Consider the following 24,468-nt stretch of genomic DNA (forward strand, 5'->3'; position numbering starts at 1 on the left):
AAGCCCGCCTCGTGCGGGCTTTTGCGTTCCAGAAATTCGAGGAGTTAACAGCTCAGCAGGGCCGCAACAAGGACCAAGCGATAATGAATAGTCGACCTGCGTACATGCCCCTTCGAGGGTCTGAACTACGTCCTTGCCGCGACAGATGAGGCGTGCATAACCCTCGGATCAACAACCCATTTATCGGTTCTTAAGCAAAGAATGACAGCTTAGCTCCAATCGATGGTGGGGATGCAGTTGTGGTAAATGGTTTGATGTCGCGGGTTCGCATTCAGACGAAGGTGCTCGTACTTTTGGCGCCATTCGTCATTAGCCTATGCGCAGTGGGGCTGACGGGCTACTACGCGGCCAGCCTACTCGAAGGTCGGATGGAGATCTCCAACCATGTTTTGCAGTCCCTGAACGGGTTCAAACATGTTTCTTCCAGCATGACCGGCTTTCTGATGAAGCCGTCGCAGGAAGCCCGTGATACCGCGCTTGCGGAGGCCCGGGAGCAACTGGCAAACCTGAAGCAGACGATCGAGAGCCTAAGGCCGACGACCGATGTGGGGCTTCTTGACCGGGCGCTCGATCAATCGCAAATCATTCCGCAAAAGATCGAAGCGATCTGGCAAATCGAAACGGGGCAGCAGAAAATTCTCAGTGATGTTGACGCTGCTTCCGCGGCACTTCTTGACCTGCAAGGGCAGGTTGGCAAGCGCTCGTTCATGCTGATGGCTGGCGCGAAAAAGACGGAAAATGCCAACAAGAGCGGCCTGAACAATTCCGTCTCCATCAGCGCCGCCGCCAGTGTCGCGACAAAACTTCGCAATGACTATACGAATGCGACGACGCCGGCTGACAAAGTTAGCCTGATAGCCAAATACGCAACCGATTTGCAAAAGGCAAAGGAGCAGCTTTCGCCTGCGGTCGCGACCGACAAACAAGCCCTCGCCGCGCAGTATGCCGCTGCAGTGGATGCCATCGCCAACGCTTCGAAGGTGTCGCCTGACACTTTGGATGTCCCAGCAACGGATGCCGCCGTTGCCAATCTTGCTGCAACTGGCGACAGTCTCAAGACGATTGGCGACGACCTGATGCGAACCTCCGTGCTCGCGCTTGCCGCGTCGGACAAGGATATCTCGCAGGCGACGAATGTCGGCAACGCACTGCGCGCCATCGTTAACAGCAATAACGAGATCCGCGTCGGCTTCGCCGAACTCGCCGGCAATCCAGACGATGCGCGAGTGAAAAAAGTCCAGCAGTCGATCTACATGTATCAGACCGAGCTCGGCCGTCTTGCCGGCGTGGTGAACGACGATCCTGTCTTTGCTGAAATTCCGAAGAAGGCTCAACCCGTCCTCGATCTGCTTGCAGCAAACGCGGCAGCGCTCTCCGAAGGTGCGGCGCGCAAGCTTGCTGAATTCGACAGCGCTGCGGGGCAGATCGACAACACCTGGAATCTGCTTGCTCAATTCGCCGAGACGCAAAGGCGAAATGCTGGGCAGGATCGTCAACAGGCCAATAGGATATCCGGTGGCGCCATTGTGTTTGGCATCCTGATCGCTATGACCGCGGGTGCCGCGCTGGTCGTCACCCTGAAGGGACCGATCACCCAGATTACCGCAGCGATGCGCAAGATCGCAGAGGGAAGGCTCGATACCAAAATCACCGGCGAGGCACGGGGCGACGAAATCGGGGAAATGGCCCGTGCGCTTTCCGTCTTCAAACAAAATGCGCTATCGAACGTCGAAATGGAACTACAGGCCGAGATCGCGCGTAGCGATGCGGAATCCGAGCGCGCCCGCAACGAACTCGAGCGACGTAGCGCCAAGGCCCAGGTTGACGCCGCAATCGAGGCGCTTGCAGAGGGACTCACGCGGCTGTCACGCGGGGAGTTGAATTTTTCGATCGATACGCCCTTTGCCTCCGAACTCGACCGGATCCGCACCGATTTCAACATGTCGGTCGCGGGTCTCAAGGAGACGCTCTGCGATATCCGCGAGACGTCTTCCCTCATCAGCGACAATGGCCGCCAGATGGCGGAAGCCGTTGATGACCTGGCCAGCCGAACGGAAAAGCAGGCGGCCGCACTTGAGGAAACAGCAGCGGCAGTGGAGGAGATTTCTTCCGCCGTCAACACCTCTTCAGGACGGGCAGCAGCAGCGCTTGCGCTAGTCCAGCGCGCCAAACAGGGCGCCGACGCCTCGGCCTCCGTGGTCCAAAACGCGGTTTCGGCCATGGGGCGGATTGAGGACGCGTCCGGCCGGATCGTTCAGATTGTCAGCGCCATCGACGCTATCGCTTTCCAGACCAATCTCTTGGCCCTAAATGCTGGAGTCGAGGCGGCAAGAGCGGGTGAGGCCGGCAAGGGCTTTGCTGTCGTGGCGCAGGAGGTGCGGGAGCTGGCGCAGCGATCGGCTCGCGCAGCCAAGGAAATCGGCGAGCTCATCAACAATTCCGTCCGAGAGGTTGCGTCCGGTTCCGAATTCGTCGGCCGCACCGGCGATGCGCTGATGGAGATTTCCAGCGAGATCGTCCACATTGTCGGTCATATCGAACTCATCGCCTCGTCAAGCCGCGACCAAGCGACGACACTTCATTCGATCAACGCATCGGTGAACGATATTGATCGTATGACGCAGCAAAATGCGGCGATGGTGGAAGAGACGAATGCTGCCACCAGACAGTTATCGTCCGAGGCGCTTGCACTTACCGACATGATTTCGCGCTTTCGGCTTGAAGGCCACGAGAGCGCGGCTTCACGAGGGTACCAGACGGCGGCATGACGGCAGCATGTATTCGCAGTACCTGTTAACTTGCTTTGAGATGGATGATTCCGATCAGCAGGCTGATGAGTAATACGTTTCCCTTGGTTGGTTTTCAGGCGCACGATAGTTGCTAAAATAGCGATCTTCTAATATACGTGGAGCCCGCGTTTTAATATTTCCGCAGCGGTAAGCAACGTCCCTCCAATTGGCGGGCGTTTATTATCCTATTCGGCAGGACGTTCGATTTCATGAAGTAGATTAAAGATTTATAGGGGGGGAATAATGCGAAAATGGGCATCTTCTCTACTGACGGCTCCGCATGGAAGGCGTCGTCTTCTGTTTGCTATCTCGGGATTGCCAGCGCTCTGCGCAGTGGTGCTCTTTGCCGGTGTCGCTTCCGCGCAGGCGCCGACTGAAGAGCAGCGCAATGCGATCAAGGCGGAATGTCGCTCCGATTTCATAGCGCAATGTTCAGGGGTGACGCCGGGCGGCATCGAGGCGCTCACTTGTCTGCAACAGCATAATGCCACACTTTCGGCGGGCTGCCGGAAGGCGGTGTCGGCGGTGAGCAAACCCAAGTCGACATCCGCGGAGCCGGCCCCGGCGGCGCCCGCAACCACTGGGGCGACCACACCGGCGCCGGCGACGGCCGCACCGACGCAGGCGCAGCGCAACGCCGTCAAATCGGCCTGCCAACGCGATTTTATGGCGCAATGCTCTGGTGTCACGCCGGGTGGCACCGAGGCGCTCAGCTGCCTGCAGCAGCACAACGCCACCCTTTCGGCGCCGTGTCAGCAAGCCGTTGCGGCCTTGGGAGGATCAGCGGGGGGAGGATCAGCCGGATGAACCCCAGCGAGCGGCGGTGCTGCTGCGACGGTTGCGACCACGCCTGCTCCCCGGGCCGTGATGCCGGCCTTCTCGCCGCGCGAGGAACTGATGATCCTGCGCGAAACCTGCGGATCGGATTTTCAGGCTCTGTGCCGCACGGTGCCTTTGGGCGGAGGACGGGCTATCGCTTGTCTTCGGGACAATCTGCAACGCGTGTCGCCTGCATGCCACCGGGTGCTGACCTCGGGATTATAGCGTCTGTTCGAAACTTGCGCTGTGAAGAGACCTCAATAGAAACCTGCCTCTGCGTGAAACCGCAGGTGATTGCGCGACAGGCTGTTGCAACAGCCTTACTGAACCTTCGGCATCTCCGCCTCCGCGACGGCAGCTGTCTTTATGCGCCCTTTCCAATATTCCTCGAGGCGCTGCAGCAGGACGTAGAAGGACGGTACGAAGAGCACGGCGAGGCAGGTCGAGGCGATCATGCCGCTGAAGACCGATATGCCGATCGACTTGCGGGCGGATGCGCCGGCGCCTGTCGCCAGCACCAGCGGCAGGACGCCGAGAATGAAGGCGAAGGACGTCATCAGAATCGGCCGGAAACGCAGGCGGGCGGCCTCGACGGCGGCATCCAGAATTTCCATGCCTTCCGCCCGCTTTTCCCGCGCATATTCGACGATGAGAATGGCATTCTTCGATGCAAGCGCAATCAGCAGGATAAGGCCGATCTGCGTATAGAGATTGTTGGCAACGCCGGCTGCCGTCAGGGCCGCCACCGTGCCGAGGAGGGCGAGCGGCACGGCGAGAATGACCGCCAGCGGTAAGATCCAGCTTTCATATTGACCGGCGAGCACGAAATAGACGAGGAGCATGGCGAGCGCGAAGACGAAATAGATCTGCCCGCCCACGGCCTTCTCCTGGTAGGACAGCGCCGTCCATTCGAATCCTGTGCCTGGCGGCAGCGTTCCATTGGCAATCTGTTCCATGACATCGAGCGACTGGCCCGAACTGAAGCCGGCGGCCGGCCCGCCAACGATTGTTGCTGAGGGGTAGAGATTGTAGAGGCTGATCAGGGAGGGGCCTTGCGTCGTCGTGACATCGACGACCGTGCCGAGCGGCACCATTGTCCCGTCACCGGCCTTGACCTTCAGATTGCGAATGTCATCCGGGCTGACCCGGAAATCGGAAGCGGCCTGCGCATAGACCTGGAAGGTGCGGCCGAATTTGTTGAACTGGGTCACATAGATCGAGCCGACGTAGCCGGAGAGCGCCGAGAAAACCTGACCCACGGTAACCCCCAATGTCTCCGCCTTGATGCGGTCGACGGCGACTGCGAGTTGCGGCACGTTCGAGCGGAAGGGCGTGCTCAGTCTTTGCAGCGACGATTGGGCATTGCCGTTCTTGACGATCGTATCGGCGAGCGATTCCAGCAGAGCGTAGTCGGAAATGCCGTTCTTGATCTCGACCTGCATGGTAAAGCCGCTGGCATTGCCGACGCCCTGGATCGGAGGCGGCACGACCACCAGTGTCTTGGCCGCGAGCACGCTTTGCAGCGCGCCGTTCAGATGCTGGTAGATCGACAGCAGATCCTGCCCCTTCTGCTTGCCGCGCTCGTCCCAATCTTTCAGCACGACATAGGCCACGCCGGCATTCTGCAGGCTGGCATTGTTGTCGAGAACGGAAATGCCGCTGATCGTCAGCACCTGATCGACGCCAGGTGTGGTTTCGGCGATCTTGCCGACCTCCTCCATCACGGCATCGGTGCGCTCCTTCGAGGCGCCGTCAGGCAGTTGCGCACTGATCAGCACGTAACCTTGATCCTCGATGGGCAGGAACGCGGTCGGCAGGCGGGTGAGGCCCCAGACGGCGACCCCGATCAGGACAATTGCCGCTATGGCCATGACACCGGCGTGGCGGGTCATCGATCCGATCAGCCCGGCATAGCCGCGTTCGCCTTTGTCGTAGACCCTGTTGAAACCGCGATAGAAGACGTTGCGTTTCTCGGGCGGGACCGGCGGCCGCAGCCAAAGGGCGCATTGCGTCGGTTTCAGCGTGACGGCATTGATGGCGCTGATCAGCGCCGTGGCGGCGATGACGAGGGCGAACTGCCGATAGAGCTGCCCGGTCAAGCCGGGCAGGAAGGCAGCCGGAATGAAAACCGCCATCAGCACCAGCGTGATGCCGATGACCGGGCCGAGCAGCTCCTCCATCGCCTTTTCGGCCGCCTTTCGGCCGGACATGCCCGCTTCGATGTGTCGGGCGACCCCTTCGACGATGACGATGGCGTCATCGACGACGATGCCGATGGCGAGAACGATGGCAAACAGCGTCGACAGGTTGACGGTGAAGCCCAGTGCCGCCATGGCCGCGAAGGCGCCGATGATGGTGACCGGAACTGTGGTCGCCGGCACGAGCATTGCCCGCCAATCCTGCAGGAAGACCAGAATGACGATGAGAACGAGGACGCCGGCTTCGATCAAAGTGACATAAACTTCGTCGATGGATGCCTTGACGAATTTCGTCGTGTCAAACGGTACGTGATATTCAAGGCCCTGCGGGAAGCTCTTCGAAAGCTCCTGCATTTTTGCGCCCACCTCCTGCGCCACTGCAATGGCGTTGGCCTCCGGCAGCTGAAAAATGCCGATGCCGGCCGCCGGCCGGCCGTTCTGCATGAAGGACTGGCTGTACGTCTGCGCGCCGAGTTCGACGCGGCCGATATCGCGGATGCGCGTGACGCGGCCGCCCTCTCCACTTTCGACCTTGACGATGATGTTCTCGTAGTCGGCAGCCTCATTCAGCCGGCCGTTGACATTCAGCGTGTATTGAAAGATCTGCCCCTTCGGCACCGGCGGAATGCCGATCTGGCCGGCGGTGACCTCCTGGCTCTGCTGCTGCACCACGTTGACGATATCCTGCGGTGTCAGACCGCGCGCCTGCAGCAGGTTCGGGTCCATCCAGATGCGCATGGCATACTGGCCGGCACCGAACACGGTGACGTTGCCGACACCCGGCAGGCGGGCGAGTTCATTCTGCAGATTGATGACGGCATAGTTCGACAGGAAGAGGCTGTCATAGCGGCTGTCGGGCGAGGTCAGGGTGACGAAGCCGAGAATCGCCGTCGATTTCTTTTGTGTCGTGACGCCCTGAACCTGCACCGCTTCAGGAAGCGATGACATTGCTATGGCGACGCGGTTTTGTACCAGAACCTGCGCTTGATCGGGATCCGTTCCGATGGCAAAGGTCACGGTCAGCGAATAGGTGCCGTCGCTGGCGCTCGTCGACTGCATATAGAGCATGTCCTGCACACCGTTGACCTGCTGCTCGATCGGCAGCGCGACGGTATCGACGAGGGTCTGGGCGCTGGCACCGGGAAAACGCGTCGTCACTTGCACCGTCGGCGGAACGACATTCGGATATTGCGCCACAGGCAGCTGGAACAGGGCTACCGCGCCGATGAGCACGAAGACCAACGCCAGAACGTTGGCGAGTACCGGTCGCTCGATGAAGAAGCGCGAGATCATGCTGCTGTCCTTAGAGCAATTCCAGGAAAAGTGCGAAGCGGTTTTCCGTCCGGAATTGTGACAAAACAAAAGGTTAGAGCGGTTCTGCGTTTCCATGAAAAGCTGAACCGTTCTAGACGGTCAGATGAAGCATGGTGGCGAATTCATTGCGTGGTGGTCTTGGCCTTGGCATCGCCGGCGGTAGCTGCCGGTGGGTTCATTTCCATCTTCTCGGGCGTGACCTTGCTGCCGGGGATGGCCTGCTGGATACCTTGGGTTACGACCCAGTCGGCCGGATCGAGGCCGGAGTCGATGACACGGAGCGAACCTTCACGCTGGCCGGTCTTGACCTGCTTCTGCTCGACGACGTCGTCCTTACCGAGAACAAGCAGGTAGCTGCCCAGCTGGTTCGTTCCGATCGCATCGTCGCGCACCAGCAGAGCCTTGTCGTTATGGCCGACGGGCACACGAACCCGCACGAAGAGACCGGGCAGCATGGCGCGGTCCTTGTTGTCGAACAGGGCGCGTACCTGAAGCGTGCCTGTGGAGGCATCGAGCTGCGGCGATACATAGTCGAGATGGCCCTTGTGTGGGTAACCTTCTTCCGTCTGCAGGCCGAGTTCCGCCGGGATCCTCGGAAGATCCGTCTGCTTGAAGGTATGTCCCTGCTTTGCCAGCGTTTCCTTGATCATCAGCACCTGTGTTTCGCTGACGTTGAAATAGGCGTAAAGCGGATCCACCTGCACGATGCTGGCGAGTTTGGTGGGACCGGATACGCCGACAAGCGCGCCGATATCGACGAGGTGATCGGTGACGGTGCCGTCGAAGGGGGCAAGCACCTCCGTATATCCGAGATTGATCGTCGCGAGATCGAGATTGGCCTGGGCATTGAGGATGGACGCATTCGCTTCGTCGAGCGTCGCCTTGGCGCTGTCGACGGCGGTCTGCGTGGTGACCTGTTGCTTCGACAGATTGAGCTGTCGGTCGTATTCCTGTTGCGCGCCGACTTGAGATGCCTGTTGCGAGGCGAGCGATGCCTTGGCCTGATCCAATTGCGCCTGATAGGTGTCGCGCTCGATGCCGAAGAGCTTGGTGCCCTTCGTCACTGTCATGCCGTCCTGATAATCGATAGATTGGACGTAGCCTTGGACGCGCGCCTCGATATCGACGGAATTGAGCGGTGCCGTATTGCCGGTGAGTTCGAAATAGAGCGTCACCGGTTGCTGGATCGGCTGGGCGACACGAACCGGAGGTGGAGGAGGGGCAACGTAAGTATTGCCGCTGTCCTCACAGCCAGCGAGAATTGCCATGCCGGCGAGCACCACAGACAGGTGCAGACCCTGATACAATCTCACACGCATTGCCGCCGCCCCGATGTTTACGAGCTATTTCAAAGACATACAACGTCCTTTGCGCGTCTGAAAAGACGCGCGGCGCTGTAGTCCTCATGCGTGCCTCGGCGGAGACGACCCCTCTCCCAAAAAGTTCCGGGCATGCGATATTATGTCGCGGCATTGCTAAAAATTGCAATAGCTGCTGGTGCACAATTAAACTGTGAGCTCATCCTCGACGGATGCCATGACGCAGCTACGGTTTCCCGAGCCGTTCGATGGCAAACTGTAATGGTGCATCCGAAACACGGATCAGCCCGACATATGGGTTGGCCATGTCCGAAACCAGGAATATGGCGCCGGCGACGGACAGGGCGCAGACGAGCAGAATTGACAGCACCGTCAGGTTTGCCGGCGCCTGTAGCCCGAAGGTCGCAAAAAGCAGCGAGAGCCAACAGACGAGAACGGTGAGGAAGGCCCAGGGCAAGCCCTCTTTGCCGGATTCGACCAGCAGCCAGTGGGTCTCGGCCACCATGCCGCTCACCTCCAGCGCACGCGCCTGGAGAGAGTGCTGCGCGGCATCCCTCGGCAACAGGGACCGGAGGTCGGCCTGAACCGTCTCTATATCCTGATATTCCCCCGGCGCCTTGCCGGATGTCTCGTCGGTGGTCTCGGCAGTCCAGCCACGGCTCAGCCGTTTCTCGATGAGTTCACGCAGCAATTGACGCGCCTTGTCGGTTTCGGGGCCGTATTGCGCCATGACCCGGTCAAGCAGGAGCACTCGTGCCGCCGCCGTTCTCATTTCCACTTCGGCATTGTCATAGGACGACTTGGCGGATGCGATCAGAAGGCCGAGCGCCAGGGCCGACAGCGTTCCCACCACCGCGGTCGCCAGCCTGATGACGTCCTTGGATTCTGCATTCAGATGGTGATCCGGCAAGCGGCCGCGCACTAGCAATCCTAACGATGTTGCCATCGACAGAAAAACAAATACAAGCCCGCCAACCAATAGTGAGCCCAAAGTCCGGTCTCCGTATTGCCACGTAAGTCCTGCAGCTACCTTGCAAGCTGTGCTGCTATCATAGCGGAAGACGGACCAAGCCCGGAACTCTTCCTTTCCTGATCTCGCGCGGCCGCAATCGAGCGGGTTTCATTGCTGGAAAATGAGCAGCACGTAAGCCAGGAAAAGCACCAGATGGACAGCGCCTTGCATGAGATGCGTGCGGCCGCTGGCAAAGGTGATGATGCTGACGGCCAGAGTCAGCACGAGCATCACCAGATCTCCATGTTCCAGGCCGAGCGTCACCGGGTGCCCGTAAAGACGGCTAATGACAAGCATTGCCGGCACGGTCAGCCCGATTGTCGAGAGCACTGAACCAAGGAAGATGTTGACGGCGCGCTGCAGATTATTGGCGATGGACGCACGCACGGCGCTGATTGCCTCGGGCGTCGCCACAAGAATGGCCATGACAACAGCGCCAAACGCGGCTGGGGCATGCAGGGTTTCGATAATGTAATCGATCGGCCGGGCAAGCTGTTCGACCAGAAAGACGACAGGACCCATATAGGCGAACAGCAGGATGGCATGAGGCCATACCGGCCCATGGTAAGGAGCACGTTCGCCCGGAGGTTCGTGGCGGTTGCTGTCGTCGGTGAAGTAGTCCCGATGGCGGCCGGCCTGAAGAAACAGAAACGTCGCGTAAAGGCCGACCGAGATTATGCCCAGTATCAATTGCCGCGCCGCCGATGGATGCTGTCCGTCCGGCCCGGAAAGAAATGTGGGCATGACCAGGCTGAGGGTCGCCAGCGGCACGATGACCCCGAGATAGGCGTTGGCGCCTTGCAGATTATGTTGCTGTTCCGGTCGCCGCCATGCGCCCAGCAGCAAGGACAGGCCGACCATGCCGTTCAGGATGATCATGACGACTGCGAACAGGGTGTCGCGCGCAAGCGTGGGATTGTTCTCGCCGTGAAGCATGACGGCTGATATTGCCATCACCTCGATCGAGGTGATGGCAAGCGTCAGAATGAGCGTGCCGTAGGGCTCCTTCAGCCGCTCCGCCAAATGATCCGCGTGCCGGACAACCGACAGAGCGGAGCCGAGGACGGCAGCGAACAGCCACGCGAAAACGACAGTGAACCAAAGCGGATCAGAAAGCCGCCCGAAGAGCTGCTCCTGGAAAACAAGAAACGCCAAGCTCGTGGCGACGCTGACGCCCAGGAACCATTCCTCACGCATCAGGCTGGTTGCGCCGACGGCGCGCAATGCCGGACCCTCCGTCATCGAAACCATCCGCCTTCTGGCAAATGCCGCCGCAATGCGATGATCAACATCATGGTGTCCGCCCGCTGTTCTCCTGCCCCAACATGAGCAGGTGCAGACGAGGCTGCCTCAAGGCGAACCGAAGCTCAAGCCAGATCGTGTGTCACTGAATAAAACGTGCAGGTCTCTGTCGTGTCATCACTCACGGATCTCGACAAAGGAGCAGTCGCGGGCGACCGATCACGCCACGTCACCCGCTATTCGCGGCCGGTCGCCGGGATTGCCGCGCCGGTGACGACGGCTGCGGCCGGCGAAATCAGGAAGGCGATGAGGCGGGCGATCGATTGCGGCGATACCCAGCCGTCCGTCTTCGCATCGGGCATCGCCGCGCGGTTCTCAGGCGTGTCGATCGTCCCGGGCAGGATGCAGTTGGCGGTGATGCGGTCGTCGCGGCATTCGGCAGCGATCGCCTCGGTCAGCCGGATGACGGCGGCTTTCGATGCGGCGTAAGCGGCCTGCTTGGCGCCAGCCTTCAGGCCGGGTGCGGCGGCGATATGAACGATGCGGCCGTAGCCGGCCGCCTTCATGGTCGGGAGAACCGCGGCGCTGATCGTCAGGGCAGTGCGGGCGTTTGCGGTCATCATCGTCTCCCACTGCGCGGGCGCCTCCGGCCCGACCGGCCCCATCTGGAACCCACCGACGGTGTTGACCAATGCGCTCACGCCGCCGAAGCGCTTGACGGCCCGGGCGACAGCGGCGGCGCAGGAGGCATAATCGGTGAGATCCGTTCCCGCTATCGACAGAAACTCGGTGGAGGCAGGAAGATCGCCGGCCAAGGCTTCCAGCTCATGGCTCGAACGGTTCATGCAGACGAGTTTTGCGCCGGCGCTGGCAAGCTCGCGGACAACGGCACCGCCGAGGTTGCCGCCGGCTCCCGTGACGATCACGGCTTTCTGGTCTTTCATGGCAATCGATCTCCTGACGGTGCCCGCGCTCGACGGTGCCGGGCATTGTTGATCCAGGCTGCGCGGCAGCGCAAGCCCACCGCCGAAGACAAGGTCAGATGTTTGCGAAACGGCCCGCGGAGCGATCCGCGGGGCGTTCGTCGTTGATCGTCTGACGGACCTGATTTCAGTGATATTTCGCCCGTTCGCGGTCGAGGATGACAGGCGCGTCGAGGCCTGAGATCGGACGCGTGACATCAGCCGGGATGTCGCCGGTGAGCTGCAGGTCGAGATAACGGGCGCAGCAGACCCGCAGGAAGGACGTGAAGTTGCCGAGATCGTGGCCTGCATCGATCGATTCATGATGCAGACGGGTGATCAGCTGGACGACATTCATGCCGTCGCGCCGGGCGATTTCCTCCAGCTTCGCCCAGAAGAAGTTCTCCAGCCTGACGCTGGTGACCATGCCGTCGATGCGCAGCGACCGGGTGGCGCTTTCCCAGAGCCGCGCATCCGCCTTGATGAAGAGTTCACACATATCGTTCTCTCCAGTGTCGCCCTTCTCAGGCGGCGTTGGTTTCCAGCACGGCTGCGGCATCGAGCACGGCCATGAACTGGCGCAGCCACGACGGATGCGCCGGCCAGGCGGGCGCCGTGACCAGATTGCCGTCCGAGACTGCATCGCTGATTGATATGTCGGCGTAGATGCCGCCGGCAAGTTCGACTTCCGGCCGGCAGGCGGGATAGGCGGAGCAGGTGCGGCCCTTCAGTACGCCGGCGGCGGCAAGCAATTGCGCGCCGTGGCAGATGGCGGCAACGGGTTTTCCGGCGTCGAAGAAGTGCCGCACAGATTTGATGACGTCGGCATTGAGACGCAGATATTCGGGTGCACGGCCGCCGGGGATGACGAGGGCATCGTAATCTTCGGCGCGCACGCTGTCGAAGGTAGCGTTCAGCGCGAAATTATGGCCGCGTTTTTCGGAATAAGTCTGGTCGCCTTCGAAATCGTGGATGGCGGTGGCGACGGTGTCGCCGGCCTTCTTGCCGGGGCAGACGGCGTCGACCGTGTAGCCGCAGGCAAGCAGCGTCTGGAACGGCACCATCGTTTCGTAATCTTCGGTGAAATCACCCGTGATCATCAGGATCTTTGAGGCTGGCATCGTTTCCTCCCTTTGAAACCAACAGGCGGAGAGTAGCAAAGAGCAGGGGAGAGCAGGTACTATGGGAATACTACAGGCGAAATTCCCACCCGACGGGCGACAGCATCAGACCGCCCTGACTTTCACATCAGGCACTGCGCAAGCCTCGCCGCCGCCGAAGAGGCGGGAACGAGTGAGGAAGCGTTTCTCGCGGCCATTGTCGAGCGAGAACATGCCGCCGCGGCCGGGCACGACATCGATGATCAGCTGCGTATGTTTCCACGCCTCGAACTGGCTGGCGCTGATATAAACAGGCACGCCGCCGATCTCGCCGAGGCTGACGTCGCTGTCGCCGATCATGAATTCGTTAGCCGGATAACACATCGGCGACGAGCCGTCGCAGCAGCCGCCGGACTGGTGGAAGAGGATATCGGGATGATCCCGCTTGATTTCTGCGATCAAATCGAGAGCTGCGTCGGTTGCGAGAACACGCAGTTCGCCGTTGACGGTGGTTTCCATGGCTGCCTCCTCCAAAGTTTTGGGGAAGAACTCCCCTCCCCAACCCCTCCCCACAAGGGGGAGGGGCTAAGCTGTGGCGCCGGCTCGCAAACAACAAGCCGGCTGCATATGCTGCGCTCAAGAGTGAATACGATGAGGGCCGCACGTTAAGCCCCTCCCCCTTGTGGGGAGGGGTTGGGGAGGGGTTTGAGACCCTCCCACCATGCCGAAGCATCTCAGAAGAAGCCCAGGGCCTTCGGGCTGTAGCTCACCAGCATGTTCTTGGTCTGCTGGTAGTGGTCGAGCATCATCTTGTGGGTTTCACGGCCGATGCCCGACTGCTTGTAGCCGCCGAAGGCGGCATGGGCCGGGTAAGCGTGGTAGCAGTTGGTCCAGACGCGGCCGGCCTGAATCTCGCGGCCGAAACGGTAGCAGCGATTGGCGTCGCGGCTCCAGACACCGGCGCCGAGACCGTAGAGCGTGTCGTTGGCGATTTCGAGCGCTTCCTTCTCGTTCTTGAAGGTCGTGACCGAAACAACTGGTCCGAAGATTTCTTCCTGGAACACACGCATCTTGTTGTGACCCTTGAAGATCGTCGGCTTGATATAATAGCCATTCGCCAGTTCGCCGCCGAGATCGTTGCGCGAGCCGCCGGTCAGCACTTCCGCGCCTTCCTGCTTGCCGATATCGAGATAGGCGAGGATCTTTTCCAGCTGCTCCGTCGAGGCCTGGGCGCCGATCATAGTCGCGGTGTCGAGCGGGTTGCCCTGCTTGATCGCCTCAACGCGCTTCACGGCCTTTTCCATGAAGCGGTCGTAGATCGATTCCTGGACGAGGGCGCGGCTCGGGCAGGTGCAGACTTCGCCCTGGTTGAGGGCAAACATCGCAAAGCCTTCAAGCGCCTTGTCGAGGAAATCGTCGTCTTCGGCCATCACATCGGCGAAGAAGATGTTCGGCGATTTGCCGCCAAGTTCCAGCGTCACCGGAATGAGGTTCTGGCTGGCATATTGCATGATCAGCCGGCCTGTCGTCGTCTCGCCGGTGAAGGCGATCTTGGCGACGCGCTGGCTGGTCGCCAGCGGCTTGCCGGCTTCGAGGCCGAAACCGTTGACGATGTTGAGCACGCCGGGCGGCAGGAGATCGCCGACGATCTCGGCCCAGAGCAGGATCGAGGCCGGGGTCTGTTCGGCGGGCTTCAGTACGACGCAATTGCCGGCGGCAAGTGCGGGCGCCAGCTTCCAGGTGGCCATCAGGATCGGGAAGTTCCACGGGATGATCTGGCCGACGACGCCGAGCGGCTCATGGAAGTGATAGGCGACGGTATCGTGGTCGATTTCGCCGATCGAACCTTCCTGGGCGCGAATGCAGGAGGCGAAATAGCGGAAGTGGTCGATCGCCAGTGGAATGTCGGCCGCCATGGTTTCGCGGATCGGCTTGCCGTTGTCCCAGGTCTCGGCCTGGGCGAGCAATTCCAGCTTGTCTTCCATGCGCTGGGCAATCTTCATGAGGATATTGGAGCGCTCGGCAGCGGAGGTGCGGCCCCATTTTTCCTTTGCCGCATGGGCGGCGTCGAGCGCAAGATTGATGTCCTTTTCGTTAGAGCGGGGAATGTCGCAGAGCTTGCCGCCGGTGACGGGCGTCAGGTTTTCGAAATATTTTCCCTCGACCGGCTCGCGCCATTCGCCGCCGATATAGTTGCCGTATTTCAGCTTGAACGGCGACTCGACGATTTTCTGATGAAGCATGTCATCCTCCCTTGATGATCCAGGTTCCCAAGCGAACCAGTGAGAGGAAAATGTGCATGTTTTGGCGCAGCGAACAGGGTGGGTCTTCCATACCGCAGTGCACAGTGTCGCAGACCTGCGACAGCATCGCTTCACGATTGCGGGCGGCGAACCTTGATCAGTGGAGATCGAGCTTGTTCATCTTCCTGTGCAGCGTCGCGCGGCTGATGCCGAGCGCGATCGCCGCCTGTGAGACATTGCCGCCGGCGCGCGACAGCGCCCGAAGCAGGGCTGCTTTTTCCGCCTCGGCCATCTCGTCCTGCTGGGAGGCGCCAGCCTCGTGCAGGGCATCGGCGGCAGGAATGCCGGCGGCGATGCGTCTGTCGTCGAGCTGTAGCGCGATGCGGGCGGCGCGCGTCGCACCGAGCACGAGGTCGTGCCTGTCGACGGCCAGCAGGGCGGCGGCGGAATTGGCGCCGGCCGGGACCATCAGGAAACGGGCGCCTGCAAAGGCCGAGCGGAAAAGGTTGAGCTCGATGCGCATCGCCGCATCGCGCACGGTCTGCGTCAGGATTGCCAGCGTCATCTCGTTGACGTCTTCGCGGCATGTGGAAATGTCGAGGGCGGCTGCCACCCGGCCGCGATGATCGCGGATCGGCGCGGTCGTGCAGCTGAGGCTGGTGTTCGAGCAGAAGAAATGCTGATCGCGGAAAATGGCGACGGCACGCTCGTCGGCAAGTGCGGTGCCGATACCGTTGGTGCCTATGCTGGCCTCGGTCCAGACCGAGCCGGTCCAGAGGCCGAGTTCGCGGAATTCCTTGTCGTCTCCGGCGGCGCCCCGACGCTCCAGCGCGATGCCGTTCTTGTCAGTCAGAAGCAGGCAGCAACCGGCCCTGCCAACGGTGGTAAAGAGACGATCGAGCTCTTCCGTCGCGCTGGCGATCAGCTGTTCGGACTGCTCGCGCGCGCGGCGGAATTCCTGGTCGGTGAGGCGCAGTGGAGCCCGCTGGTCCTCGGGGGCGAGCTGATGCATGGTCATGCACCGCCGCCATGAGGCGACAACGGGAGAACTGGCCGCCGCAGAATCGCGCTGGGCAGACGTGTAGACATGCTCGGCGTGTGCTGAGTGTTCGTCCATCGGCTCCTCCCACCGAAGTTCAGCACATTCTGATGGAAAAGCGGCGGGTTTGCAATCGGCTGGTACTGGCGGTCGTCGGCATGCGGCTCTTCCTGACGAAAGTGGCCGAAATCACATTTCGGTGTTTCGGCGGTCATGGCGTAACAAAAGACCCTCTCTTTCGTAGTTCTTTGCAGAAGCAAGGTTTGCCAGACGAGGAGATCCGACCATGCTGAACAGACGATTGTTGCTGATGGGCGCCGCTTTTGAGACGCTCGCGGTTCACTTGGGCCTGGCCGGCAAGGCGATCGCCGCTGAGACGTTTGCGGTGACCCATACCGACGAGGAATGGCGCAAGCTGCTGACGCCGGATCAATATGTCATCCTGCGCCGGGCGGGGACGGAGCAGCCCTTCACCAGTGCCTTGCTGCATGAGGAGCGAAAGGGCAATTTCGTCTGCGCCGGCTGCGACCAGGACCTCTTTTCCTCGACCACCAAATTCGACAGCGGCACCGGCTGGCCGAGCTTCTGGGCGCCGCTCGACAAGGCCGTCGGCACGGCCAACGACACCACCTTCGGCATGGCGCGGACGGCGGTGCATTGCAGCCGCTGCGGCGGCCATCTCGGCCATGTCTTCGACGACGGCCCGAAGCCGACGGGGCTTCGCTACTGCATGAACGGCATTGCCATGACATTCCATCCGGCTTCGGCCTGATCGTGCCTGGCTAAAGCTGGCGCTGCAGCCAGTCTTCGATGCCGAGTGCGGCTGCCCGGCCGGTCGCAAGGCAGGCGGTGAGGAGGTAGCCGCCGGTCGGCGCCTCCCAATCGAGCATTTCGCCGGCGACGAAGGTGCCGGGCCGGGCTTTCAACATGAAGCCTTCGTCGACGCTGCTCCACCGGATGCCGCCGGCCGAGGAGATCGCCTCGGCGATCGGCCGGGTTTCGACAAGCGGGATCGGCAGCGCCTTGATCCTTATCGCCAGCCGTTCGGGATCAGTCCGCTCCTGCTCGGAGACGAGTTCCCGCAACAATGCCACCTTGACGCCGTCGAGGCCGGCGCCCTTACGGAGGCGGTTGACGAAGCTTGATTTGCTGTCCTGCTTCGCAAGGTCGCGGCTCAGTCTTTCGATCGTGCGGCCGGGTGCGAGGTCGAGCGTGAGGGTGGCGTTGCCATAGTTCCGCAACTGATCGCGAAGGCTGGCCGCATGAGCATAGACTAGGCTGCCCTCGACGCCGCTCTTGGTGATGACGAATTCGCCCGGAATTGTGCCAGCCTCGGACGTGGCGTTGACTGATTTGACCGGCTCGCCGGCGAAACGCTCGCTGAAGTTTCCACTCCAGCCGATGACGAAGCCGCAATTGGCGGGTTGGAAGGCGTCGATCTCCACGCCTCTCTCGGCCAGCCACGGCACCCAGGCGGCATCAGAGCCGAGGCGCGGCCAGCTTGCGCCGCCGAGCGCGAGCAGGGCCGCGTCGCAATGGACGATGCTGCGTCCCTCGGGCGTTTCAAAAGCGTAGCCTTCTCCAGCAAAACCGGTCCAGCGGTGGCGGGTGCGCAGCGTGGCGCCCTGCGTCTCCAGTCGCTTGAGCCAGGCGCGCAGCAGAGGCGAGGCCTTCATCACCTTCGGGAACACCCGGCCGGACGAGCCGACGAAAGTCTCGGTCCCGAGCCCTGCTGCCCAATCCCTGATGTCATCAGCGGTAAAGGCATCAAGAGCTGGGTGCAGACGGGCGGAGGCCGCTCCGAAGCGCGTGGTGAAACGGGTATAATCCTCGGAATGGGTGATGTTGAGACCGGACTTGCCGGCCAGCAGGAACTTGCGGGCGAAGGTCGGCATGGCGTCGTAGACCATCACCGCATGTCCCGAACGGGACAGCAGTTCGGCAGCCGCGAGACCCGCCGGGCCGCCGCCGATGATTGCAATCCGCTTCTGGTTCATTGATGTCTTCGCCCGATTCTCTCTGTATGCAGTTTTGGCGCGGGCGCGGATCGTCCGCAAGGGCGGAGATCAGTGGTGCGGATGCGTGCACTGGCCGTGGTCGGCGAGCACCTCGATGACGCGGCATTGGTCGACGCGGCCGTGGCCGCAGCCTTCCACCATGGTTTCCAGCTCGGCCTTCAGCGCCATCAGACTGCGGATGCGCTGCTCGACCTCGATGAGGCGGGCCTTGGCGATGGCGTCGGCCGAGGCGCAGGACTGGTGCGGATCGTCCTGCAGGGTGAGCAGCGTGCGGATCGCGTCGATCTCGAATCCGAGCTCGCGGGCGTGGCGGATGAAGGCGAGGCGGCTGATATCGGCGGGCTCGAAAGAGCGCTGGTTGCCCTCGCTGCGGCTCGGTGCCATGAGCAGGCCGATGCTCTCGTAATAACGCACCGTCGGCACCTTGACGCCGCTTTGGCGAGCCGCTTCGCCAATCGTGATCTTTTTCATGATTTTCCTCTTGCACCTCTAGTCGCTAGAGGATGTAGGAGGGATGCTTCTGTTTGACAAGGAAGCGGATCATGGCTGAGAGCGAGACACGATACCGGGTTGGCGGCATGGATTGCGCCGCCTGCGCAACCAAGATCGATACGGCGGTCAGACGCGTGGCGGGTGTCGCCGATGTTTCCGTCTCGGTGATGGCGGGCACGATGACCGTCCGGCACGATGGCAGCAGCGATCTCAAGGTGATCGAGAAAAAGGTGACGGGGCTCGGCTATTCCGTCGCGCCTTTTACCGGGCGTGCTGCGCCTGCGCATGAACGCGGCTCGCAGCATCGTCACGACCATGGACATGATCACAGCGATCACGCGGGCCATGACCACGATCATGCAGGCCATAGCCATGACCATGCTCACGATCATGGCGAGAAGGAAATCGAGGGGCTGCACGGGCACGATCATGCGCGGACGGCCGGTTCCTGGTGGCAGAGCCGGAAGGGCCGGCTGACCATCCTTTCGGGTGCCGCACTCGTTGCCGCCTATGCCGTCGGCCATCTCGTGCCGGCGATTGCGTCCTATGTCTTCATCGTCGCCATGCTGATCGGGCTGGTGCCGATCGCGCGGCGCGCCATCATGGCCGCCTTCTCTGGAACACCGTTTTCGATCGAGATGCTGATGACGATCGCCGCCGTCGGCGCCGTCATCATCAATGCCGGCGAAGAGGCGGCAACGGTCGTGTTCCTGTTCCTCGTCGGCGAATTGCTGGAAGGGGTGGCGGCGGGCAAGGCGCGCGAAAGCATCCAGTCGTTGACGGGTCTGGTGCCGAAGAGCGCACTGCTCGAAGACAATGGGCAGACGCGGGAAGTGCCGGCAGAAAGCCTTGCCGTTGGCGCGACTATCATGGTTCGCCCTGGCGACCGTATCTCTGCAGACGGCATCATCATCTCAGGCGAGAGTGCGATCGACGAGGCGCCGGTGACGGGCGAGAGCACGCCGGTGCGCAAGGGCGTCGATGCCGTCGTTTTTGCCGGCACGGTGAATGGCGATGCGGTGCTGAGGGTTCGCGTCACTGCGACCGCCGCCGACAACACCATCGCCCGCGTCGTCAAGCTGGTGGAGGAAGCACAGGAATCGAAGGCGCCGACCGAACGCTTCATCGATCGGTTTTCGCGCTATTACACGCCCGGCGTGGTCGTGGTCGCCGCACTCGTCGCAGCCGTTCCGCCGCTGCTGTTCGGCGGGCCATGGGGCGAATGGGTCTATAAGGGCCTTGCCATCCTTTTGATCGGCTGCCCCTGCGCGCTCGTCATTTCGACGCCGGCGGCGATCGCCGCTTCGCTTTCATCAGGTGCGCGGCGCGGGCTGCTGATGAAGGGCGGCGCGGTGCTGGAAACGCTCGGCAAGGTGACGATGGTCGCCTTCGACAAGACAGGCACGCTGACGGAAGGCAAGCCTCAGGTGACCGATATCATCTCCTTTGGCATGAGCGAGGCGCAGGTGCTGTCGCGTGCGGCGGTGCTGGAGCAGGGTTCCAGCCATCCGCTGGCGCTGGCGATCCTCAACCGCGCCAAGGCGGACGGCGTTCCCGTGCCGCCGGCCTTCGAACTGGAAGCGCTGCCGGGCAAGGGTGTTACCGGCAAAGTCGGCGGCGAGACGCTGGACCTGCTGTCGCCGCCCGCCGCCCGTGAGCGCGAGGCGCTCAGTGCGGAAAAGGATGCACGCATTTCAGCGCTGAACGACGAGGGCAAGAGCGTGTCGGTGCTGCTCGTCAACGGTCTTGCGGCCGGGCTGATCGCGATGCGCGACGAGCCGCGCGAGGATGCCAAGGCCGGGCTTGCTGCCCTCAAATCAGCAGGCGTCAAGGCGATGATGCTGACGGGCGACAACAAGCGGACGGCGGCAGCCGTTGCCGGCATCCTCGGCATCGACTGGCGCGGCGAGATGATGCCTGAGGACAAGCAGCGGGTCGTCGGCGAATTGAAGCGCCAGGGCTTCATCGTCGCCAAGGTCGGCGACGGCATCAACGATGCTCCGGCGCTGGCCGCCGCCGATATCGGCATCGCCATGGGCGGCGGGACCGATGTGGCGCTGGAGACGGCCGATGCCGCCGTGCTGCACGGACGCGTCGGCGACGTGGCGCGGATGATCGCGCTGTCGCAGCGGACGATGCGTAATATCCTGCAGAACATCACCATCGCGCTCGGACTGAAGGCGGTGTTCCTGGTGACGACGATCATAGGGATCACCGGGCTCTGGCCGGCGATCCTCGCCGATACCGGCGCCACCGTGCTGGTGACGATCAACGCGCTGCGGTTGCTTCGGATAAAGATATGAATGTCGTTTCGGGGAGCCGGCTTTTGCCGGCTGTTTCTTGATGGGTTCTCCACAGCGCTTTTCCGTTAACGCTTCGTTATCCACGTCATACACAGGCACGGCGATTCGTTGCCGCCATTGCTGCGCCGCCACAACAATCTGTTGACGTCATCATCGATTCGCGTACCATATCTAGTGTTCGAGGTTCCGTCGATTCGTGAGGATCGGCGGCTAAGACGGGAATACGGTGCGTTTCGCCATTATGGCGCGGCAATGCCGGAGCTGCCCCCGCAACTGTAAGCGGCGAGCAACTGTCCGATTTCAGGTCACTGGAGCATGATGCTCCGGGAAGGCTGGGGCAGGGTGCTTTGACCCGTGAGCCAGGAGACCTGCCTCGAACGAAACGTCCACGGGCGGGGTGTCCGGAAGGTCGCGTTGCATGGCTGCGGAGAATCTCCGCATCGCGTTTCGCAGGCCCGAACCTCCGCCCCCGAAACCTTCGCATTGAGCCACTTCGGGGTGAAGTCATGTCAGTATCTCAGTTCCGGCCGCCACCCGCTCGAGGTAGAGGGCGGAGTACGCCCAGCGGCTAAACGGCCGCATAGCTCAAATCACCAGAGATTTTTCGACGGATATCGACAGATTTCCGATCGATGTCTTGCGCCCAATCGCGTCGTCACGAGGAATATCATGACCATTATCGTCTACAGCAAGCCTGCCTGCGTCCAGTGCACTGCCACCTACCGCGCCCTCGACCGGTTGGGTGTCGATTATGACATCGTCGATATCTCGCAGGATGCCGAAGCGCTCGATCGGGTCCGCAGTCTCGGCTACATGCAGGCGCCAGTGGTCATCGCCGGCGAGCAGCATTGGGCGGGCTTCCGCCCCGACATGATCAGCGCGCTCTCCTGACCTGAGGACAAGCGATGGGCCTGATCGTCTATTATTCCAGCCGGTCCGAGAATACCCATCGGTTCGTCGCCAAGCTCGGACTGCGCGCGGCGCGGATTCCGCCAAGCGGCGCAGACGCGTTCCATATCCGCGAACCCTTCGTGCTGATCGTGCCGACCTATAGCGGCGACGGCGGCAAGGGTGCCGTTCCCAAGCAGGTGATCCGTTTCCTCAATGATGCGGAAAACCGAGGACATATCCGCGGCGTGATCGCCGCGGGCAACAGCAATTTCGGCGAGACATACGGGCTCGCCGGCGACGTGGTCTCGCAGAAATGCCAGGTGCCGTACCTTTACCGGTTCGAGCTCATGGGCACCGAAGACGACGTCGCCAAGGTCAAACACGGAATGGAACGATTTTGGACACGGCAACAAACCTGACGCGGGATGCGGGCGCAAAACCGCATCAAACTTTTGCTCAGCCCGCCGGGGAAAGGCCGCCGAAGGCAGCCGAAACCCTCGACTATCACGCGCTGAACGCGATGCTGAACCTCTACGACGAGCAGGGCAGGATCCAGCTCGACAAGGATCGAATGGCTGCCAAGCAGTATTTCCTGCAGCATGTGAACCAGAACACGGTGTTCTTTCACAACCTCCGGGAAAAGCTCGATTACCTCGTGACCGAGGGCTATTACGAGCAGGAGGTCCTCGATCAGTATTCCTTCAATTTCGTGCGGGATCTGTTCGACCAGGCCTATGCCAAGACATTCCGCTTCCCGACCTTCCTCGGCGCCTTCAAATATTACACCAGCTATACGCTGAAGACTTTCGACGGAAAGCGCTATCTCGAGCGCTATGAGGACCGCATCTGCATGGTGGCGCTGGCGCTTGCGCGCGGCGACGAGACCCTTGCCCGCGACATGGTCGACGAGATCATTTCCGGCCGCTTCCAGCCGGCGACGCCGACCTTCCTCAATGCCGGCAAGAAGCAGCGCGGCGAACTGGTTTCCTGCTTCCTGCTGCGTGTCGAGGACAATATGGAATCGATCGGCCGGTCGATCAATTCGGCGCTGCAATTGTCGAAGCGCGGCGGCGGTGTGGCGCTGTCGCTGACGAATATCCGCGAGGCGGGCGCGCCGATCAAGCATATCGAGAACCAGTCCTCGGGTATCATTCCCGTCATGAAGCTGCTCGAAGACAGTTTCTCCTATGCCAACCAGCTCGGCGCGCGGCAAGGCGCGGGGGCGGTCTATCTCAATGCCCACCACCCCGACATCATGCGCTTCCTCGACACCAAGCGCGAAAATGCCGACGAGAAGATTCGCATCAAGACGCTGTCGCTCGGCGTCGTCGTGCCCGACATCACCTTCGAACTCGCGAGGAATAACGAGGACATGTACCTGTTCTCGCCCTATGACGTGGAGCGCGTCTATGGCGTGCCCTTCACCGAGATTTCGGTGACGGAGAAATACCGCGAGATGGCGGACGACGCCCGCATCTCCAAAAAGAAGATCAAGGCGCGTGAATTCTTCCAGGTGCTTGCCGAGATCCAGTTCGAGAGCGGTTATCCCTACATCATGTTCGAGGATACGGTGAACCGGGCGAACCCGATCGCCGGGCGCATCTCGATGAGCAATCTCTGCTCGGAGATCCTGCAGGTCAGCGAGGCCAGCGAATATCATGACGACCTCTCCTACAAACATCTCGGCAAGGACATTTCCTGCAATCTCGGCTCGCTGAACATCGCCGCGGCAATGGATTCCGGCGATTTCGGCAAGATGATCGAGACCTCGATCCGGGCGCTGACGGCTGTTTCCGACATGAGCCACATCTCCTCGGTTCCCTCGATCGAGAAGGGCAATGACGAGAGCCATGCGATCGGGCTCGGTCAGATGAACCTGCACGGCTACCTCGCCCGGGAACGCATCTTCTACGGCTCCGAAGAAGGCGTCGATTTCACCAATATCTATTTCTATACGGTGACCTATCATGCCATCCGCGCCTCGAACCTTCTGGCGGTCGAACGCGGCACGAGCTTCAAGGGCTTCGAACACTCGAAATATGCCTCCGGCGAATATTTCGACAAATATACCGACCGGCTCTGGGAGCCGGCGACGGAAAGGGTGAAGGCGCTGTTCGAGACGTCAGGCATTCACATTCCGACGCAGGAAGACTGGGCCGCGTTGAAGAAGGCGGTGATGGCTTCCGGCCTCTATAACCAGAACCTGCAGGCGGTGCCGCCGACAGGCTCGATCTCCTATATCAACCACTCGACCTCCTCGATCCATCCGATCGTCTCGAAGATCGAGATCCGCAAGGAAGGCAAGATCGGCCGCGTCTATTATCCGGCGCCGTTCATGACCAACGACAATCTCGATTATTATCAGGATGCCTACGAAATCGGGCCGGAGAAGATCATCGACACCTATGCGGCGGCGACCCAGCATGTCGACCAAGGCCTGTCGCTGACCTTGTTTTTCCGCGACACGGCAACGACGCGCGACATCAACAAGGCGCAGATCCATGCGTGGAAGAAGGGCATCAAGACGATCTACTACATCCGCCTTCGCCAGATGGCGCTGTCCGGCACCGAGGTGCAGGGCTGCGTATCCTGCACGCTGTGATTTGATATTTCGCTCCGGAGCATCGGCCCCTCACCCTAACCCTCTCCCCGTTTTGACGGGGAGAGGGGACTTGCCACACGAACCGGCAATAGAGTCGGAAAAGGGTGCGGCATATCCCCTTCGCC

At 61.3% G+C, this 24,468-nt stretch carries 18 protein-coding genes, 1 pseudogene and 1 riboswitch; of the genes and pseudogenes, 7 read left to right on the top strand and 12 right to left on the bottom strand.

Translation table 11 applies throughout. The features are described from left to right. The first annotated feature begins 239 nt into the window (after window positions 1-239). Both OLZ32_RS37965 and OLZ32_RS37970 read left to right on the top strand, forming a co-directional pair. Window positions 240-2,768, top strand: a complete 2,529-nt coding sequence (locus tag OLZ32_RS37965; RefSeq protein WP_264425501.1) for a methyl-accepting chemotaxis protein — start codon at window positions 240-242, stop codon at window positions 2,766-2,768. Between the two features lie 264 nt (window positions 2,769-3,032). Continuing rightward, a pseudogene (locus tag OLZ32_RS37970) lies at window positions 3,033-3,833 on the top strand (hypothetical protein). Window positions 3,834-3,928: 95 nt separating this feature from the next. On the opposite strand, the gene OLZ32_RS37975 reads toward OLZ32_RS37970, so the two are convergent. From OLZ32_RS37975 to OLZ32_RS38020, 10 genes are all read right to left on the bottom strand, one after another. Further along, window positions 3,929-7,099: an efflux RND transporter permease subunit gene (locus OLZ32_RS37975; RefSeq protein WP_264425502.1), complete on the bottom strand. Its 3,171-nt coding sequence runs from the start codon at window positions 7,097-7,099 to the stop codon at window positions 3,929-3,931. 143 nt (window positions 7,100-7,242) lie between these two features. Continuing rightward, a complete protein-coding gene (locus OLZ32_RS37980) occupies window positions 7,243-8,439 on the bottom strand; it encodes an efflux RND transporter periplasmic adaptor subunit (protein WP_003543209.1) in 1,197 nt (398 codons plus the stop codon). A 226-nt stretch (window positions 8,440-8,665) separates the two neighbouring features. Next, a complete protein-coding gene (locus OLZ32_RS37985; RefSeq protein ID WP_003543208.1) occupies window positions 8,666-9,430 on the bottom strand; it encodes a bestrophin-like domain in 765 nt (254 codons plus the stop codon). Between the two features lie 129 nt (window positions 9,431-9,559). After that, window positions 9,560-10,693, bottom strand: a complete 1,134-nt coding sequence (locus OLZ32_RS37990) for a calcium:proton antiporter (RefSeq protein WP_003543207.1) — start codon at window positions 10,691-10,693, stop codon at window positions 9,560-9,562. Window positions 10,694-10,929: 236 nt separating this feature from the next. Then, on the bottom strand, window positions 10,930-11,637 hold the full coding sequence (locus tag OLZ32_RS37995) for an SDR family NAD(P)-dependent oxidoreductase (RefSeq protein WP_264399943.1): 708 nt from the start codon (window positions 11,635-11,637) through the stop codon (window positions 10,930-10,932). Window positions 11,638-11,803: 166 nt separating this feature from the next. Further along, on the bottom strand, window positions 11,804-12,154 hold the full coding sequence (locus tag OLZ32_RS38000) for a ribbon-helix-helix domain-containing protein (RefSeq protein ID WP_003543205.1): 351 nt from the start codon (window positions 12,152-12,154) through the stop codon (window positions 11,804-11,806). A 25-nt stretch (window positions 12,155-12,179) separates the two neighbouring features. Then, entirely contained in the window at window positions 12,180-12,776 is a 597-nt protein-coding gene (locus tag OLZ32_RS38005) for a DJ-1/PfpI family protein (protein ID WP_003543204.1), read from the bottom strand. A 105-nt stretch (window positions 12,777-12,881) separates the two neighbouring features. After that, entirely contained in the window at window positions 12,882-13,274 is a 393-nt protein-coding gene (locus tag OLZ32_RS38010; RefSeq protein ID WP_264425503.1) for a DUF779 domain-containing protein, read from the bottom strand. Window positions 13,275-13,489: 215 nt separating this feature from the next. Continuing rightward, on the bottom strand, window positions 13,490-14,998 hold the full coding sequence (gene adh / locus OLZ32_RS38015) for an aldehyde dehydrogenase (protein WP_003543202.1): 1,509 nt from the start codon (window positions 14,996-14,998) through the stop codon (window positions 13,490-13,492). A 157-nt stretch (window positions 14,999-15,155) separates the two neighbouring features. Beyond that, window positions 15,156-16,115 carry a helix-turn-helix domain-containing protein gene (locus tag OLZ32_RS38020; protein ID WP_264425504.1) on the bottom strand — a complete coding sequence of 320 codons (960 nt, stop codon included), beginning with the start codon at window positions 16,113-16,115 and terminating at the stop codon, window positions 15,156-15,158. A gap of 208 nt (window positions 16,116-16,323) precedes the next feature. Here OLZ32_RS38020 and msrB point away from each other — a divergent pair, with 208 nt between their 5' ends. Next, window positions 16,324-16,809, top strand: a complete 486-nt coding sequence (msrB, locus tag OLZ32_RS38025) for a peptide-methionine (R)-S-oxide reductase MsrB (RefSeq protein ID WP_264425505.1) — start codon at window positions 16,324-16,326, stop codon at window positions 16,807-16,809. 10 nt (window positions 16,810-16,819) lie between these two features. Here msrB and OLZ32_RS38030 read toward each other — a convergent pair whose 3' ends face one another. Then, window positions 16,820-18,034, bottom strand: coding sequence for a TIGR03862 family flavoprotein (locus OLZ32_RS38030; RefSeq protein ID WP_264425506.1), 1,215 nt, complete (start codon window positions 18,032-18,034; stop codon window positions 16,820-16,822). Between the two features lie 69 nt (window positions 18,035-18,103). Continuing rightward, window positions 18,104-18,526, bottom strand: coding sequence for a MerR family transcriptional regulator (locus OLZ32_RS38035; RefSeq protein WP_003543195.1), 423 nt, complete (start codon window positions 18,524-18,526; stop codon window positions 18,104-18,106). A gap of 71 nt (window positions 18,527-18,597) precedes the next feature. Between OLZ32_RS38035 and OLZ32_RS38040 the strand changes: the two genes are divergently transcribed. From OLZ32_RS38040 to nrdE, 4 genes are all read left to right on the top strand, one after another. Then, a complete protein-coding gene (locus OLZ32_RS38040) occupies window positions 18,598-20,850 on the top strand; it encodes a heavy metal translocating P-type ATPase (protein ID WP_264425507.1) in 2,253 nt (750 codons plus the stop codon). Window positions 20,851-21,014: 164 nt separating this feature from the next. Further along, a riboswitch (cobalamin riboswitch) is annotated at window positions 21,015-21,240 on the top strand. A 279-nt stretch (window positions 21,241-21,519) separates the two neighbouring features. After that, window positions 21,520-21,741 carry a glutaredoxin-like protein NrdH gene (gene nrdH, locus OLZ32_RS38045; RefSeq protein WP_003543190.1) on the top strand — a complete coding sequence of 74 codons (222 nt, stop codon included), beginning with the start codon at window positions 21,520-21,522 and terminating at the stop codon, window positions 21,739-21,741. Between the two features lie 14 nt (window positions 21,742-21,755). Beyond that, a complete protein-coding gene (gene nrdI, locus OLZ32_RS38050) occupies window positions 21,756-22,160 on the top strand; it encodes a class Ib ribonucleoside-diphosphate reductase assembly flavoprotein NrdI (protein WP_003543187.1) in 405 nt (134 codons plus the stop codon). Further along, complete coding sequence (gene nrdE, locus OLZ32_RS38055; protein WP_017989521.1) at window positions 22,139-24,343, top strand: class 1b ribonucleoside-diphosphate reductase subunit alpha; 2,205 nt, start codon at window positions 22,139-22,141, stop codon at window positions 24,341-24,343. Before nrdI ends, nrdE begins: the two co-directional genes overlap by 22 nt. Window positions 24,344-24,468: the final 125 nt, after the last annotated feature.

It is taken from the genome of Rhizobium acaciae (assembly GCF_025941625.1).
GTDB classification, from domain to species: Bacteria; Pseudomonadota; Alphaproteobacteria; order Rhizobiales; family Rhizobiaceae; genus Rhizobium; species Rhizobium acaciae.